The 17,160-nt window shown below is 38.2% G+C and carries 18 protein-coding genes and 1 riboswitch; of the genes, 17 read left to right on the top strand and 1 reads right to left on the bottom strand.

Annotated elements, in window-relative coordinates; translation table 11 throughout:
• The first annotated feature begins 9 nt into the window (after positions 1–9).
• The 11 genes from ACFPYN_RS08505 (at position 10) to ACFPYN_RS08555 (ending at position 9,898) form a co-directional block, all read left to right on the top strand.
• Entirely contained in the window at positions 10–1,185 is a 1,176-nt protein-coding gene (locus tag ACFPYN_RS08505) for an acetyl-CoA C-acetyltransferase (protein WP_377733557.1), read from the top strand.
• Positions 1,186–1,681: 496 nt separating this feature from the next.
• The gene (locus ACFPYN_RS08510; protein WP_377733558.1) at positions 1,682–3,466 is read left to right on the top strand and encodes an acyl-CoA dehydrogenase family protein; all 1,785 of its coding nucleotides are present in this window, start codon (positions 1,682–1,684) and stop codon (positions 3,464–3,466) included.
• Between the two features lie 80 nt (positions 3,467–3,546).
• Positions 3,547–3,906 carry an arsenate reductase family protein gene (locus ACFPYN_RS08515; protein ID WP_377733559.1) on the top strand — a complete coding sequence of 120 codons (360 nt, stop codon included), beginning with the start codon at positions 3,547–3,549 and terminating at the stop codon, positions 3,904–3,906.
• Between the two features lie 74 nt (positions 3,907–3,980).
• The gene (gene gcvH / locus ACFPYN_RS08520) at positions 3,981–4,361 is read left to right on the top strand and encodes a glycine cleavage system protein GcvH (protein WP_377733560.1); all 381 of its coding nucleotides are present in this window, start codon (positions 3,981–3,983) and stop codon (positions 4,359–4,361) included.
• 80 nt (positions 4,362–4,441) lie between these two features.
• Positions 4,442–4,783: a toprim domain-containing protein gene (locus ACFPYN_RS08525; RefSeq protein ID WP_377733561.1), complete on the top strand. Its 342-nt coding sequence runs from the start codon at positions 4,442–4,444 to the stop codon at positions 4,781–4,783.
• Between the two features lie 13 nt (positions 4,784–4,796).
• Positions 4,797–5,105 carry a thioredoxin family protein gene (locus ACFPYN_RS08530; RefSeq protein ID WP_377733562.1) on the top strand — a complete coding sequence of 103 codons (309 nt, stop codon included), beginning with the start codon at positions 4,797–4,799 and terminating at the stop codon, positions 5,103–5,105.
• 57 nt (positions 5,106–5,162) lie between these two features.
• Positions 5,163–5,269: riboswitch (SAM riboswitch) on the top strand.
• Positions 5,270–5,355: 86 nt separating this feature from the next.
• Positions 5,356–6,381: a methionine ABC transporter ATP-binding protein gene (locus tag ACFPYN_RS08535; protein WP_377733563.1), complete on the top strand. Its 1,026-nt coding sequence runs from the start codon at positions 5,356–5,358 to the stop codon at positions 6,379–6,381.
• The gene (locus ACFPYN_RS08540; RefSeq protein ID WP_377733565.1) at positions 6,374–7,042 is read left to right on the top strand and encodes a methionine ABC transporter permease; all 669 of its coding nucleotides are present in this window, start codon (positions 6,374–6,376) and stop codon (positions 7,040–7,042) included. Before ACFPYN_RS08535 ends, ACFPYN_RS08540 begins: the two co-directional genes overlap by 8 nt.
• 55 nt (positions 7,043–7,097) lie before the next feature.
• Entirely contained in the window at positions 7,098–7,916 is an 819-nt protein-coding gene (locus ACFPYN_RS08545; protein ID WP_377733567.1) for a MetQ/NlpA family ABC transporter substrate-binding protein, read from the top strand.
• 160 nt (positions 7,917–8,076) lie between these two features.
• A complete protein-coding gene (locus ACFPYN_RS08550; protein WP_377733568.1) occupies positions 8,077–9,267 on the top strand; it encodes a dicarboxylate/amino acid:cation symporter in 1,191 nt (396 codons plus the stop codon).
• 100 nt (positions 9,268–9,367) lie between these two features.
• On the top strand, positions 9,368–9,898 hold the full coding sequence (locus ACFPYN_RS08555) for a hypothetical protein (RefSeq protein WP_377733569.1): 531 nt from the start codon (positions 9,368–9,370) through the stop codon (positions 9,896–9,898).
• A gap of 100 nt (positions 9,899–9,998) precedes the next feature.
• On the opposite strand, the gene ACFPYN_RS08560 is transcribed toward ACFPYN_RS08555, so the two are convergent.
• Positions 9,999–11,000, bottom strand: coding sequence for a sodium:calcium antiporter (locus ACFPYN_RS08560; protein WP_377733570.1), 1,002 nt, complete (start codon positions 10,998–11,000; stop codon positions 9,999–10,001).
• A 305-nt stretch (positions 11,001–11,305) separates the two neighbouring features.
• Between ACFPYN_RS08560 and ACFPYN_RS08565 the strand changes: the two genes are divergently transcribed.
• From ACFPYN_RS08565 to sufB, 6 genes are all read left to right on the top strand, one after another.
• The gene (locus ACFPYN_RS08565; protein WP_377733572.1) at positions 11,306–11,428 is read left to right on the top strand and encodes a hypothetical protein; all 123 of its coding nucleotides are present in this window, start codon (positions 11,306–11,308) and stop codon (positions 11,426–11,428) included.
• A 283-nt stretch (positions 11,429–11,711) separates the two neighbouring features.
• Positions 11,712–12,491, top strand: a complete 780-nt coding sequence (gene sufC / locus ACFPYN_RS08570; protein ID WP_377733573.1) for a Fe-S cluster assembly ATPase SufC — start codon at positions 11,712–11,714, stop codon at positions 12,489–12,491.
• 17 nt (positions 12,492–12,508) lie between these two features.
• Entirely contained in the window at positions 12,509–13,813 is a 1,305-nt protein-coding gene (gene sufD / locus ACFPYN_RS08575; protein WP_377733574.1) for a Fe-S cluster assembly protein SufD, read from the top strand.
• Complete coding sequence (locus tag ACFPYN_RS08580) at positions 13,813–15,042, top strand: cysteine desulfurase (protein ID WP_377733575.1); 1,230 nt, start codon at positions 13,813–13,815, stop codon at positions 15,040–15,042. Before sufD ends, ACFPYN_RS08580 begins: the two co-directional genes overlap by 1 nt.
• Complete coding sequence (sufU, locus tag ACFPYN_RS08585; protein ID WP_377733577.1) at positions 15,032–15,472, top strand: Fe-S cluster assembly sulfur transfer protein SufU; 441 nt, start codon at positions 15,032–15,034, stop codon at positions 15,470–15,472. The genes ACFPYN_RS08580 and sufU overlap by 11 nt, the downstream gene beginning before the upstream one ends.
• A gap of 15 nt (positions 15,473–15,487) precedes the next feature.
• The gene (gene sufB / locus ACFPYN_RS08590; protein WP_377733578.1) at positions 15,488–16,885 is read left to right on the top strand and encodes a Fe-S cluster assembly protein SufB; all 1,398 of its coding nucleotides are present in this window, start codon (positions 15,488–15,490) and stop codon (positions 16,883–16,885) included.
• Positions 16,886–17,160 lie beyond the last annotated feature (275 nt).

A 17,160-nucleotide genomic window follows, 5' to 3' on the forward strand; every position in this document is an offset into this window, starting at 1 on the left:
GGAGAACTTATGCGCGAGGCAGTAATAGTAGCAGGTGCCAGAACACCTGTAGGGAAAGCGAAAAAAGGCTCCCTTGCAACAGTGAGACCAGATGATTTTGGTGCACTAGTTGTAAAAGAAACGCTAAAACGGGCTGGTGGATATGATGGTCCAATAGACGATTTAATTTTAGGTTGTGCAATGCCTGAAGCAGAACAAGGAATGAACGTAGCTCGAAATATTGGTGCACTTGCAGGTTTACCTGATACGACACCGGCGATTACGGTTAACCGATTCTGTTCATCAGGTTTACAATCGATTGCATATGCAGCAGAACGCATTATGCTCGGTCACTCACAAGCCATTATTGCAGGTGGAGTTGAGTCTATGAGTATGGTACCAATGATGGGAAATACCATTCGACCAAACGCAACATTAGCTGAAACGGCTCCTCAGTACTATATGGGTATGGGGCATACAGCGGAACAAGTTGCAGTAAAGTATGGTATTAGCCGTGAAGATCAAGATGCATTTGCAGTGCGATCACATGAATTAGCAGCGGCAGCAATTGCATCTGGAAAATACAAAGATGAGATTGTACCAGTGGAAGTACTAAAGCGTTATTTAGATGAAAATAATAAATTGCAAGAAAAGAAATTTATGTTTGAAATGGATGAAGGTGTACGTGTTGGCACAAATATGGAGACACTTGCAAAACTTCGCCCAGCTTTTAATGCACAAGGAACAGTTACTGCAGGAAATTCTTCTCAAACATCAGATGGCGCTGGAGCTTTACTTGTAATGGATCGTGAAGTTGCGACTGCTCAAGGTTTAAAACCAATGGCGAAATTCTTGTCATTTGCTGTAGGTGGAGTGCCTCCAGAAATCATGGGAATAGGGCCTATTGTAGCTATTCCAAAAGCATTGAAAATTGCGGGTCTATCCATTGAAGACATTGACTTATGGGAATTAAATGAAGCATTTGCTTCTCAATCGATTCAAGTAGTACGCCATTTAGGCATTGATATCAACAAAGTGAATGTTAATGGTGGTGCAATCGCACTTGGACATCCACTTGGTGCAACTGGTTCGATTTTAACATTAAAAATGATTCATGAATTAAAACGTCAAGGTAAGCAGTTCGGTGTCGTCACGATGTGTATCGGTGGGGGAATGGGAGCAGCAGGTGTATTTGAAATACTATAGTAAAAAGCTATGTTAAATATTGATTTTGATATTCCGCAAAACAGCTACGCTTTCCTAGGGCGAGCGCCAAGACTCCTCAGTCCAACAGGATGTTGGTCACGAAGGCGTTGCCACACGATGTGGTGTTCTTAGCCTTCGTTCCTTTGCGCTTCTGCGGGGTCTCGACTGTCTCGCTTATCCCTTAGGAGTCTTCGCTATTTTGCTCCATATCACTACATATCAAGTATCTATTACTGTTCGTTTTAGTGATTGTAGTGAAAGGCGGCGACTCCAGCGGGATAAGCATGTCCAGGTGAGACCCCGCAGTGAGCTTAGCGAGCGAGGAGGCTCACGGACTGCCCGCGGAAAGCGTCCGCCTGTTTCTGCATCGCTTCGCTAGCTTCGAAACATGGTGAGGCGTTGTAGCGGAAATCAAAAGTATAGACTACTTAGAGACAATCAAAAAGTAAAACAAAAAGTTCTACAAATAGATTTTAAAAATAGGAGGAAAATAAACATGACAAACACAATCGCTAACATGATTAAAGGCGGAAGTTTTTTAGTTGAAGACGTAGCGTTAGACCGTGTATTTACACCGGAAGATTTTACAGATGAACATAAAATGATTGCCAAAACAACGGAAGACTTCGTAACACAAGAAGTAGTACCAGTTATAGAAAAACTGGAAAATCATGAATTTGAACATTCTGTAAAACTCTTAAAATCTGCAGGTGATATTGGTTTGCTAGGTGCAGATGTTCCAGAAGAATACGGCGGTCTGGCATTAGATAAAGTTTCTTCAGCTCTAATCGCTGAAAAAATGTCTCGCGCAGGTGGCTTCTCAATTACTCATGGTGCACATGTAGGGATTGGTTCATTGCCAATCGTTCTTTTTGGAAATGAAGATCAAAAGCAAAAATATTTACCGAAGTTAGCAACGGGTGAGTTAATAGCAGCATACGCATTAACAGAGCCGGGTTCAGGTTCAGATGCATTAGGTGCTAAGACGAATGCTAAATTAAATGCAGAAGGCACTCATTATGTATTAAATGGTGAAAAACAATGGATTACAAATGCAGGATTCGCAGATGTTTTTGTCGTGTATGCAAAAATTGACGGAGACAAATTCTCTGCGTTCATCGTTGAACGTGAATATTCAGGTGTTTCTGTAGGTGCTGAAGAGAAAAAGATGGGTATTAAATCTTCTTCAACTCGTACATTAATCCTTCAAGACGCTCAAGTTCCTGTTGAGAATTTACTTGGTGAAGTTGGTCGTGGTCATGTAATCGCATTTAACATCTTAAACATTGGTCGTTACAAATTAGGTGTAGGTACAGTCGGTGCTTCAAAGCGTGCATTTGAATTAGCTGTTGCATATACAAATCAACGTCAACAATTTAAAACGCCTATCTCTTCTTTCAATTTAACAAAAGAAAAATTAGCTACAATGGCTTCAAGACTCTATGCTTCAGAGAGTTTAATATATCGTACAGTTGGTTACTTTGAAGATCGTATGAGCCAATTGAGTGCTGACGAGCAAAAAGACGGGAAAGCCATCGCTGCATCGATTGCAGAGTATGCAATTGAATGTTCAATTAACAAAGTTTTTGGTACTGAAGTCTTAGATTATATTGCAGATGAAGCAGTTCAGTTACACGGAGGTTACGGCTTCATGCAAGAGTATGAAGTAGAACGTATTTACAGAGACTCTCGTATCAACCGTATTTTCGAAGGAACAAATGAAATCAACCGTCTACTAGTACCAGGAACTTTCTTACGTAAAGCGATGAAAGGTGAACTTCCAATCTTACAAAAGGCTCAAGCTCTTCAAGAAGAGTTGTTAATGATGATGCCAGAAGAGATTGAAGATGCTCCTTTAGCACAAGAAAAAATGCTTGTTCAAAATGCTAAGAAAATTGGCTTATTAGCCGCAGGTTTAGCTGCACAACGTTATGGTACAAAACTTGAATCTGAACAAGAAGTGTTAGTCAATATTGCGGACATCGTTAATAACTTATTCGCAATGGAGTCAGCTGTTCTTCGTACAGAAAAAGCAATCCAACGTGTTGGTGTTGAAAAAGCAAACCAAAAACTTTTATATACACAAATCTTCTGTCAAGAAGCATTTGCAAGTATAGAAAAAGATGCGAAAGAAACATTGATTGCTGCGGTTGAAGGTGACAACTTACGTATGATGCTTTCTGCACTTCGTAAATTAACACGTTCAACGCCTTACAACGTGATTGCTAAAAAACGTGAAGCGTCTGTAAAAATAATCGATGCTGAAAAATATATCGTTTAATTAGGAAATCCGAACGCTTCTCAAGAGGCGTTTGGATTTTTTTTTGATAAAATAGATTTAACTGAGGAGGATGAAGAAGAATGGCAATAACGTATTATGGATATCCTAAATGTGGTACATGTAGAAAAGCAAAAGCATGGTTAGATGCTGAAGGGTTATCGTATCATGATGTACATATCGTAGAAACACCGCCTACAATCGAAGAATTGAAAAAAATTGTAGAGACAAGTGGTCTGCCCCTTAAGAAATTTTACAATACGAGTGGCATGAAATACCGTGAGCTTGGCTTGAAAGATAAACTACCAACCATGTCAGACGATGAGCAATTTAAATTGCTGTCTTCAGACGGAATGTTAATTAAAAGACCCCTTGTTACAGATGGCTTGAAAGTAACGGTCGGCTTTAAAGAATCGGATTTTATTGAGAATTGGAAACGCTAATTAACTGTTCTTGTTTTTAGGGAAAGATTATGTCAAACTGAAGATGATTATATTACATATTTGGAGGGGTATTAATGAGCACACCAAAAGATTTACGCTACTCTGAAGAACACGAATGGGTTAAAGTTGAAGATGGCAAAGCACGCATTGGTATTACTCACTTCGCTCAATCTGAGCTTGGTGATATTGTATTCGTTGAACTTCCTCAAGTAGGAGACGATATTAAAACAAACGAGCCTTTTGGCAGTGTTGAATCTGTTAAAACTGTTTCTGAACTTTATGCACCGATCAGTGGTAAAGTGGTTGAAGTAAACAGTGGCTTAGAAGACAGCCCTGAATTTGTTAATGAATCTCCATACGAAAATGCATGGATGGTCGTTATCGAACCAACGGATGTTACTGAAATTGACTCATTGATGACGGCTGAGCAATACGAAAAAATGACTCAAGAGTAAAATTGTTTGTGAAACGCCGACATTTGTTCGGCGTTTTTTGCATATCTAGCGCATAAATGAGTCTAGTTTGGAGGGATTCCATGCTTTCAGATAAAGTCATAGTTGTTGAAGGTCGTTCAGATAAACAACGAATACTACAACTTCTCGCAGAGCCTATTGAAATTATTTGCACGAACGGAACAGTCAGTGTCTCGCGTTTAGAAGAGTTACTGGTTCCTTACGAGCAAGGGGAAATGTATATATTTGTAGATGCTGATGAATCAGGGGAGAAATTACGTGCGCTCATTAAACGTGAATTTCCTGAAGCGCTTCATTTATATACGGATGTAACATACCGTGAAGTCGCGACAACCCCTATGAAAGTCTTAGCGACCATTTTACTCGGAGCGAATATTGATGTGAAATCGGAATTTATAGCATAAAAGGATGAAGACGATGAAAGAATGGACAACTGCTGAGTGGGAATCTAATTCTCAAAGCGCCAATATTGCAGCCTATTATTTATACGCGCCTATGTGTGGAACTTGCCAAGTAGCATCTAAAATGATGGAAGTGGTAGAAGAACTATTACCAAGTGTGAAAATTGGCCAAGCTAATTTGAATTATGTAGAAAATATAGCAGTAGACCAGCAAATTGAAAGTGTACCTTGTTTATTAATTGCTGAGAATGGTCAAGTCCGCGAAAAAATATACGCGTTCCAATCTGTTCCTTATCTATACGATCGTTTGAGAAAAAATATTTGACGTTCACTTTTGAACGTGTTACATTATCACTCGTAACCAAAAACTTAATATCGTAAACTCTTATAAAGAGAGGCTGAGGGAAGTGCCCTATGAAGCCCGGCAACCGACACAATTTGTGAAATGGTGCCAAATCACTCAAAGTACTTTGCTTTGAAAGATGAGAGAACGGTCTAACGTATATTACTATGCAATTAGTCCCTTCTGCTTTTCTGCGGAAGGGACTTTTTAAATTCAGAGGTGAACTAGAGGAATGATTCAATTACAAAACTTATCAAAAACATTCAAAACAAGTAATGGTCAACTTATTGCAGTAGATGACGTTACATTGACAGTTGAACAAGGCGAGATTTTCGGCATTATTGGCTATAGTGGTGCTGGTAAAAGCACATTAATCCGATTGTTAAACGGACTAGAAAAACCAACTTCCGGAAGTGTCACAGTTAACGGTCAAGAAATATCATCAAGCTCGGGCCAAGCGCTTCGAAGTGCTAGACAAAAAGTTAGCATGATTTTTCAACACTTTAACTTACTGTGGTCTCGAACAGTTGAAGACAATATTTCATTCCCGCTTGAAATTGCAGGAATAAGCAAAACGAAACGCAAGGAACGAGTAAAAGAGTTAATCGAACTAGTTGGATTAACTGGGAAAGAGAAAGCGTATCCCTCTCAATTATCAGGTGGGCAAAAACAACGTGTTGGAATTGCGCGTGCGCTTGCAAATAACCCCGAAGTATTACTTTGTGACGAAGCTACATCAGCGCTCGACCCAGAAACAACGGATCAAATACTAGAGTTGCTCGTGGATATTAACAAACGCTTAGGGTTAACGATTGCACTCATAACACATGAAATGCATGTTATTCGTAAAATCTGTCATCGCGTTGCTGTTATGGAAGCGGGGAAAGTAGTTGAGATGGGTTCAGTACTCGAAATCTTCCAAACACCTCAACAGGACATTACAAAACGCTTTGTAGAACAAGTTAATGGTCCAGAAGAAGCTAGTCAAACAATCGCTCATCTTATTGAGCAATATCCTTCAGGCAAGCTCGTGAAACTCGTGTTTGTTGGGGATCGAACAGAACAACCTATCCTTTCGAGGTTAATTAAAAAATACCAAGTTGAAGTGAATATCGTGCAAGGAAATATTACCCAAACTCAAAATGGCGCATACGGAACATTGTATCTGCAAATTGATGGAGCTACCTTAGCGATTGATGAAGCAATAGATTATTTACACGGACAAGATGTTCATACGGAGGTGATCTCACATGATTGAAAACCTTCTACCTAATGTTGATTGGGAAAAAATGTGGGAAGCTTCACTGGAAACACTATATATGTCTGCAATGGCCACTGGTTTCACATTTGTCATTGGACTTGCACTAGGTATTTTGCTATTCCTGACTAGCCCACATCAATTATGGGCAAATAAAATAGTGTATTGGTTAACTGGTGCATTTGTTAACATCTTCAGATCCATCCCGTTTATCATCTTAATCATTTTGTTAATCCCGTTTACTAAGTTTTTACTTGATACCATTCGTGGTGCAAATGCAGCATTACCAGCACTTATCATTGGTGCTGCACCTTTTTATGCACGTATGGTGTTAATTGCTTTACGTGAAATTGATAAAGGGGTAATCGAAGCAGCTCGCTCAATGGGTGCTAAGACGTCCACAATTATTTGGAAAGTTTTATTACCTGAGTCACTTCCAGCATTACTTTCAGGACTTACAGTTACAGCCGTTGCCCTTGTTGGCTATACAGCAATGGCAGGTATTATTGGAGCAGGCGGATTAGGAAACTTGGCATTCTTAGATGGATTCCAACGTAGTCGTGAAGATGTCACGATCGTATCGACAATTCTGATCTTAATTATTGTCTTTATGATCCAATGGATCGGCGATACATTCACATCAAAAGCAGATAAACGATAATTGGTGCCTTCGAGTCCTACTCGATCACATATATCAGGAAAAGGGAGAGACAATCATGAAGAAATTTGTAGCAGGAATATTATTATCAGTAAGTGCAATCACACTAGCAGCATGTGGTGGAGATAGCGAATCTTCTGGAGACAGCAAGGAATTAGTAGTGGGAGCTTCAAACACTCCACACGCTGAAATCCTAGAAAAAGTGAAACCATTGCTTGAAGAACAAGGGATTAACCTTGAAATCGAAACTTATCAAGACTATATTTTACCGAATAAAGATTTAGAATCTGGTGATTTGGATGCGAACTACTTTCAACATATTCCTTATTTAGAATCACAAATCGCAGATAATGGCTATGATTTTGTCAATGCAGGCGAAATTCATATTGAACCTATCGGTGTTTACTCTAAAAAATATAAATCGTTAGAAGAACTTCCAGAAGGTGCAACCATCTTAATTAGTAATTCTGTTGCTGATCATGGTCGAGTTCTTTCAATGTTAGAAGCAGAAGGATTAATAAAATTAGCTGACGGTGTGGATAAAACAACTGCAGAAGTCAAAGATATCGTGGAAAATCCAAAAAACTTGGAATTCGATGCAGAGTATGAAGCGGCACTTCTTGTTCAATTGTATGAAAACGAAGAAGGCGATGCGGTTTTAATTAACTCAAACTATGCAATCGATGCAGGGTTGAACCCGTTAGAAGATTCAATCGCAATTGAAAAATCGGATTCTCCATATGTAAACATTATTGCTGTTCAAGCAGGCAATGAAGGCAATAAAGAAATTAAAGCATTGGTGGAAATATTGAAATCTGAAGAAATTCAAGATTTCATTTTAGAAGAATGGGGCGGCTCGGTCGTTCCGGTTAAATAATAGGATAAAAATAAAAAGACGTCGGATTCCGACGTCTTTTTATTATGCAGAAAAAACCGAGTATTCCGCCTTTTAATGGACATCTTCACTTTAGTAAGTGGGTGTGTTAAAGTAATCTCATCTTTTCGGAGAGAACACTTGTACATTCAAGGAGGACAACATGAAGAAAATTAAAATTGGTTTATTAGCACGAATCGCACTTGCAATTGCACTAGGTGTTTTAGTTGGATCGTTTGCACCCGAAGCGGTTGTTCGAGTAATGGCTACATTCAATGGATTATTCGGTAACTTCTTAGGTTTCGTTGTTCCATTAATTATTATTGCTTTTATTGCTCCAGGAATTGCTCAACTTGGTACAGGTTCTGGAAAGTTATTAGGACTTGCAACATTCTTTGCTTATACTTCAACGATAATCGCTGGATTTATGGCATTGATCGTTGCAAAAAATGTGTTGCCTAGGTTCATTTCTTCTTCTTCAGGAGAATCGTTTGAAAATCCAGAAGAATTTCTTGCAACATCGTTTTTTAAAGTAGATATGCCACCAGCTGTTGGCATCATGACGGCATTACTTCTTGCCTTCATATTTGGTATTGGTATGGCAGCAACTAAAAGTGACATACTAAAAAAAGGATTCGATGAATTTAATGTCATTATTGAAAAAGTAATTGCAAACGTTATTATTCCTTTACTGCCTGTACATATCTTCGGAATCTTTATGAACATGACTTTCGGAGGTCAAGTGGCTAAAATATTATCTGTTTTTGCCATCGTATTCGTGTTAATTATCATTTTACATTTCGTCATGCTCGTTATGCAGTATTCAGTTGCAGGTGCTCTAAATAATAAAAACCCATTAAAGCTTATGAAAATTATGTCACCGGCTTATTTTACGGCCCTTGGAACACAATCTTCAGCTGCTACTATTCCTGTGACATTAGCTCAATCTCGTAAAACTGGCGCTTCTTCTAAAGTAACAGACTTTACAATTCCGCTGTTTGCAACAATTCATTTGTCAGGTAGTACAATTACACTTGTAACCTGTGCAATTGGAGTCATGTTATTAAATGGTCAAGCTATTGAATTTAATGCTATCATGCCATTTATCTTCATGCTTGGAATTACAATGATTGCAGCACCAGGCGTTCCTGGAGGAGCGGTTATGGCTGCAATTGGCTTACTTAGTTCAATGCTCGGATTTAATGAAACGATGGTTGCATTAATGATTGCACTTTACTTAGCACAAGATAGCTTTGGTACTGCAACAAATGTAACGGGTGACGGTGCATTGGCATTAATTGTGAATCGATTTTCACGTGATAAAGAAGGTAAACCCGACGTTGTAAAGAGTTAATATTCAAGCAGTTCCGACTATTTGGTAATTTATTTACAATTCATTTTTCCTATGGTAATATAACAAAGCAAATATTCCCACATTTAAAGGAGATTAAATTATGAAAAAATTACTATTAATTCTTGCTTCTCTTTCTTTAACTCTTGCAGCTTGTTCTGGAGACAAAGAAGAAACAAAAGAAACGACTAATGAAGAAACTAAAACTTCAGAAGAAAAAGTGAATCCTGCTGGAGATATGATGAAGTTTTACTTATCTATTTCTAAATCAATAAATGAAGTTGATGCGGATTTAAATGCTTATGAAAACGCAAAAGCTGAAGAAGCACTTCCTGAAGGTGCTGAACTTAAAACGATGCAAGATGCTGCAAAAACAGCTGCAGATAATGCTGCTGTAAAAGTAGAAGAATTAGAAGTTCCTGCTGAATTAAAAGATCAACAAGAAGCAATCGACTCAGCGTTAACTAAAATGCAAGAAGCTTATACAATGAAATCAGAAGCCCTAGCTGCTGAAGGTGAAGTTGTATTAGATGAAGCAAATGCAAAATTTGAAGAGGCTGACACTGAATTAAATAAAGTGTTAGAAGAAGTAGGCTTAGCAGGTTCAAGCATTTTAAACGAAGTATCTCTATAAGAAAAATTAGAAAAATTCGTCCGTTCATTCGGACGGATTTTTTTGTTTAAGAGACACACACACTTACAAGCTGCTTAATACCACATATGTATGTAATTATTTAGCTATTAAAAATTAAATAGGTGACTACGAAGTAACCAACAATGATAAGTAGTGAAGGTATCAGATAGGATAAACTGGTGGTATTCTTTTTACGCAATAACGATATGATAATCAATACTGATAACATGCTTACTGTAAAAGCTGTTATTTCGTGTAAAGGTGAGACATTTGCCAGGATGGATCCATTTTGATAGACGATATCAGAACCTACTAGAATTAGCATGTTAAAAATATTACTACCAAGAATCGAACCGATTGCCAAGTTAATATTGCGTAACCTTAACGCTATTAGTACCGCAACTGCTTCTGGTAATGACGTAGTAGCTGCCATTAGGAAACTACCTACAAATGTTGAGCCAAGACCTGTGATCTCAGCAAGAGTATCCCCAGTTATTGATAGCAATGTTCCGGCTCCCAAAATGGCTAATGCAGCAATGGAAAAATTTAAAACAGCCCTTCTAATTGATGTCGAGTGCAAATTTTCATGGATGACGTCTCTTTGAAAATCATTTCCACTCAATTGGTTATCAATGGAGTCTTTGGATAATCCACTTATCACAAACATTCCTATCCCGTATACACATGCAATTAATAATGTATCTACTCCGACTCCAAGTATCATGAAATCTAATTTACGTATCAACGCAGCCAGTGTAATGATTGACAGCAGTAGTCCCAGTCCAGCGGTATATAAGTGTCCGTTAGAAGCTCGTTGATACAATCTCATGTTTCTGTAGAAAATATCAAAGCAAGCAATAATGAATATATTAAACATATTCGATCCCAACATATTTCCTACTGCAATATCTGGATTTGAAATTAGAACTGATGTGAGACTTGTCGTAACCTCAGGTAGTGAAGTAGCACCACCTAACAAAAGAGTTCCTACGAGTAACCCACCAAGGGGTGTTTTGCCACTTAAGATATCTGCATTATTGGACAGTTCGATAGCAGCTAAAACTGTAATGATGGCAGCTAACCCAAAAATAATATAGACCATTGAATACCCCCTAAACTAACATGGAAATTTCACCCACATAAAATAATCTGCTTGTAACCTATTTTATTAAAGAATAATGCCTCCCATTACATTTAAAATCAATAAATCGAATATTTTCCTTTTCAAAAATTAATTTATCTTTTTTTGTTTGAATCATTCCATAATGGGTATCTATATAAATGTGAAGGATAACAACTCGAATTGTTGAGTTGAAAATTTGAAAGGAATGATTCCCCATCCAATCACTAGATTTTACCTACACAGAACGTATGGACCAAGCTTTTAGAGGCGCACATGGAGTTGGGTTGTCTGATTATCAACATAATTCAAAACTTCGATTAAAAGTCGAAATGGAACGTGAGCGCGACCATGAACTTGGCCAACAAATGGCAGCTCGATTAGAGCGTCAAGCACATCGCGAAGTTTAAATTGATATTAGCAAAGCCAATGAGTCAAGTCTCATTGGCTTTTTTCAACTTTTAGTTGAAATCATTTCTCAATTAGAAACACTTTATTGAAAATGAGATGTCATTGCAAGATGTATAGGAGAATCGTGCTAATAATAGGGAATTCAATTATATTAAACGATTTTAATATATTAAAAGGCTCGTCTAAAAGATTTGCATGGGCTCGATAATTACGTTAAGATTAGAATGATAATAAATTAAGAATGGTATTTACCATTTATTTATACAATATGGAGGTAGTAAAATGTCGACTTTAGTTATTCAAGATCTTCACGTTGCCATTGATGGTAAGGAGATTCTTAAAGGGTTAAACCTTACACTTAATACAAACGAAATTCATGCGATTATGGGACCAAATGGTACCGGTAAATCGACTTTAGCATCTGCTATTATGGGTCACCCGAAATATGAAGTAACTTCTGGTTCTGTAACATTAGACGGGGAAGATGTTCTGGAGATGGAAGTAGATGAGCGCGCTCAAGCGGGTATTTTCTTAGCTATGCAATATCCAAGTGAAGTCACAGGTGTTACTAATGCTGACTTCATCCGTTCAGCAATGAACTCTCGTCGAAAAGAAGGCGATGAAATTTCAATTATGAAATTTATTCGTGAAATTGATTCGAAAATGGAGTATCTTGAGATGGATCAAGATATGGCACAACGTTATTTAAATGAAGGATTCTCAGGTGGCGAAAAGAAACGTAACGAAATTCTTCAATTAATGATGATTCAACCAAAATTCGCTATTCTTGACGAGATCGATTCTGGTCTGGATATTGATGCACTTAAAGTAGTTTCAAATGGAATTAACCAAATGCGTGGAGAAGGTTTTGGTTGTTTAATCATTACTCATTATCAACGCTTACTTAACTATATAACACCTGACAAAGTTCATGTAATGATGCAAGGTCGCGTCGTGAAAACTGGTGGCCCTGAATTAGCACATAAATTAGAAGCTGAAGGGTACGACTGGATTAAAGTAGAACTAGGAATTGAAGACGAAACTGTAGGTCAAGAAGCGTAAGGAAGGGAGACATACACATGACGGTTGAAACGAAACTGGCATTAACCGAACAAGATGTACGCTCCTATTCAACTGCGAAACAAGAACCTTCTTGGTTTGCTGAATATCGTGTACAAGCCTTGCAAGCGGCAGAACACTTGCCAATGCCAACTCCAGATAAAACAAAAATTGATAATTGGAATTTCACGAACTTTCCAGAGCATACAGTAGAAAGCAAAACATTTGCTTCTCTTGCTGAGTTACCGGAAGAAGTGAAAGCCATCGTAACTGATGAACAAAAAAGTGTTTATATTCAACGCAACAATACACCTGCTTACTTACAAGTTTCAGAAGAATTAACGGCAAAAGGTGTTATTTTCACTGATATTTCTACAGCTATTCGTGAACATGGGGAACTTGTTAAAAAGTATTTCATGACGAATGGTGTTAAAACTGACGAGCATAAACTTGCAAGTTTAAATGCGGCTTTAGTAAATGGTGGCGTATTTGTATACGTGCCAAGAAATGTTGAATTAGTGGAGCCTATCCAAGTTGTTTTCTTACATGATGATGCTCAAGCTTCTTTGTTTAACCACACAATTGTTGTGGCTGATACGAATAGCTCAGTAACATATGTAGAAAATTACCTTTCAACTGTTCCTGAAGGATCAGGAATTGTAAATATTATTTCTGAAGTGTTTGCTGAAGATAATGCACACATCACTTATGGTGCTGTTGACGTATTAGCAACAGGAATTACTACTTACGTTAACAGACGGGGAATCGTAAATCGTAATGCTCGCATTGATTGGGCTCTTGGTTTAATGAATGATGGGTATACCATTTCTGAGAACGTGACACACTTAGTGGGTGATGGTTCTTATGGAGATACAAAAATGGTGACTGTAGGACGAGGGAAACAAAAACAAAACTTTACTACGAAAATAATTCACTGGGGTAAACACTCAGAAGGACATATTTTGAAGCATGGTGTTATGAAAGATGAAGCCTCTTCTATTTTCAACGGAATTGGAAAAATCGAACATGGTGCTACTAAATCAAATGCGGTACAAGAATCACGCGTATTAATGTTAAATGAAAAAGCTCGTGGAGACGCAAACCCCATTCTTTTAATTGACGAAGATGATGTAACAGCGGGACACGCAGCTTCAGTAGGTCGCGTTGACCCTCTTCAACTTTATTACTTAATGAGTCGCGGTATTTCTAAACAAAATGCTGAGCGATTAGTAATTCATGGTTTCCTTGCGCCAGTTGTAAATGTATTGCCAATAGAAGGCGTTAAGAAGCAACTGTCGGAGGTTATTGAAAGGAAAGTGCGCTAATGATCAGTAAAGACATTCGAAGCTATTTCCCTATTTTAAACCAAGAAGTGAACGGCTATCCGCTTGTCTATCTTGATAGCGCAGCGACATCTCAAAAACCCGTTCAAGTCATTGAAGCCCTTAAGAAATATTATGAGTTTGATAATTCAAATGTTCATCGTGGTGTTCATACTCTAGGTAATCGTGCGACGGAAAGTTACGAAGGTGCCCGTGAAAAGGTACGTAACTTTATTTCTGCAAAGTCCACGCAAGAAATTATTTTCATGCGTGGTACAACGACGGCTATTAATACAGTGGCACAAAGTTACGGTGCAGCGAATGTTCAAGAAGGCGATGAAATCGTCATCACTTACATGGAACATCATTCAAATATTATTCCTTGGCAACAATTGGCTAAAGAAAAAGGTGCAGTATTGAAATACGTTGATTTAGAAGAGGACGGAACATTGTCTTTAGAAAAAGTCCGCGCAACCATTACTGAACGTACAAAAATCGTTTCAATCATGTATGTGTCAAACGTTCTTGGGACGATGAATCCAATAAAAGAAATCACGCAAATTGCCCATGAAAATGGTGCAGTTATGGTCGTAGATGGTGCACAAGCTGCCCCTCATTTACGAATCGATGTACAAGATTTAGATTGTGATTTCTTCGCATTCTCTGGTCATAAAATGTGTGGTCCCACTGGAATCGGCGTATTATATGGTAAAAAAGAATTGCTTGAGCAAATGGAACCTATTGAATTTGGCGGCGAGATGATTGACTTTGTTGGATTGTACGAGTCAACCTGGAAAGAACTTCCTTGGAAATTTGAAGGTGGGACACCGATCATTGCAGGTGCTGTAGGCTTAGCAGCAGCAATCGATTTCTTAGAAGAAATTGGTCTTGACGAGATTGAGAAGCATGAACATCAACTCGCAGCTTATGCGATGGACCGCATGTCTACAATTAATGGATTAACCATTTACGGACCAAAAGATCCAAGTAAAAGAGCGGGAATTGTTACATTTAATTTAGATGATGTGCATCCTCACGATGTGGCAACTGTTTTAGATATGAACGGGATTGCTGTACGTGCTGGACATCATTGTGCGCAACCATTAATGAAATGGTTGCAAGTAACTGCAACTGCTCGTGCTAGCTTCTATGTATACAATTCGGAAGAAGATATTGACCGATTAGTAGATGGGCTTAGCACTGCAAAGGAGTATTTTAACGATGTCTTTTAATAATTTAGATCAACTTTATAGAACAGTGATTATGGACCATTACAAAAAACCTCGTAACAAAGGTTTGCTTGAAGATAGCGTTACGATTGAAATGAATAACCCAACTTGTGGCGATCGTATTCATTTGACTTTACAAGTTAAGGATGGAATCGTAGAAAATGCTAAATTTGATGGTGATGGTTGCTCCATTTCAATGGCTTCTGCATCGATGATGACGGTTGCTGTAAAAGGAAAACCAGTCGATCACGCATTAAAACTTTCAACGATTTTTTCGGAAATGATGCTTGGAAAAGAACATGATGACTCTATTGACCTTGGTGATATCGAAGCTTTATCTGGTGTATCGAAATTCCCTGCGCGTATCAAGTGTGCAACACTAGCTTGGAAAGCCATGGAAAAAGGTGTAGAAAAAGAATCACATTCGCAATAGAACGGAGGAAAGATAATGGCTAAAAAAATGCCTGAAATGGGCGATTACAAATATGGTTTCCATGATAAAGACGTATCTATTTTCCGTTCAAAACGTGGATTAACACGTGAAATCGTAGAAACCATTTCAAATATGAAAGAAGAACCTCAATGGATGTTAGATTACCGTCTAAAATCTTTGGAGATTTTTTATTCGAAACCAATGCCACAATGGGGCGGCGATATGGCTTCCCTAAACTTTGATGAAATTACGTATTACGTAAAACCATCTGAAGCAACAGAAACTTCTTGGGATGAAGTACCTGAGGAAATCAAGCGTACGTTTGATAAACTTGGTATTCCGGAAGCTGAGCAAAAGTATTTATCTGGCGTGTCTGCACAATACGAATCAGAAGTGGTTTACCACAGCATGAAACAAGAACTAACAGACATGGGGATTATCTTTAAAGATACTGGTTCAGCTCTTCGTGAAAATGAAGAACTTTTCAAAAAACACTGGGCTACAGTTATTCCTAACTCTGATAACAAATTCTCTGCATTGAATTCAGCTGTATGGTCAGGCGGATCATTCATCTACGTACCACCAGGTATTAAAGTGGAAACGCCTCTGCAAGCATACTTCCGTATTAACTCAGAAAACATGGGTCAATTCGAACGTACATTAATTATCGTTGATGAAGGCGCAAGCGTTCACTATGTTGAAGGATGTACAGCACCAGTTTATACAACGAACTCACTGCACAGTGCAGTTGTTGAAATCATCATTAAAAAAGATGCATATTGCCGATATACAACAATTCAAAACTGGGCAAACAACGTTTATAACTTAGTTACCAAACGTGCAGTTTGTGACGAAAACGCAACAATGGAATGGATTGATGGTAACATCGGTTCTAAATTAACAATGAAATACCCAGCAGTCATCTTAAAAGGTGAAGGTTCACGTGGGATGACGTTGTCAATTGCAATTGCTGGTAAAGGACAACATCAAGATGCTGGCGCTAAAATGATTCACTTGGCTCCAAACACTTCTTCTACGATTATTTCGAAATCAATTTCGAAACAAGGTGGTAAAGTGACATATCGTGGGATCGTCCGTTTTGGTCCTAAAGCTTCTGGAGCACGTTCAAACATTGAATGTGATACGTTAATTATGGATAACTTATCGACTTCAGATACAATTCCATATAACGAAATCTTGAACGATAATGTATCTTTAGAACATGAAGCGAAAGTTTCAAAAGTGTCTGAAGAGCAATTGTTCTACTTAATGAGCCGAGGCATTTCACAGCAAGAAGCAACAGAAATGATCGTAATGGGCTTCATTGAACCATTCACAAAAGAATTACCAATGGAATATGCAGTTGAGATGAACCGTTTGATTAAGTTCGAAATGGAAGGATCAATCGGCTAATTCATATCTCTAATAAACCTCGCCCTTGGGCGAGGTTTATTTTTTTCGCAGAAATAACATTGTGAATATCTCGAACAAAGTACTAGCTGCACCTTTACCAAACGAATCAGTTAAGTGGTAATCTTGTGGCTCAATTGCTTTGGTCGCTCCCTTGTAACCTTCACGTAAGTATTTTGTTGATTTTGGTTTATTAAACAATTGTCACTATTTTTAACGAACAAAGTAGCCGAAGATACTATTTCGGCTACTACCGGCCTTCGTTATTTTGGGAAGGG

The sequence above is a fragment of the Paenisporosarcina macmurdoensis genome, assembly GCF_042658845.1.
GTDB classification, from domain to species: Bacteria; Bacillota; Bacilli; order Bacillales_A; family Planococcaceae; genus Paenisporosarcina; species Paenisporosarcina macmurdoensis.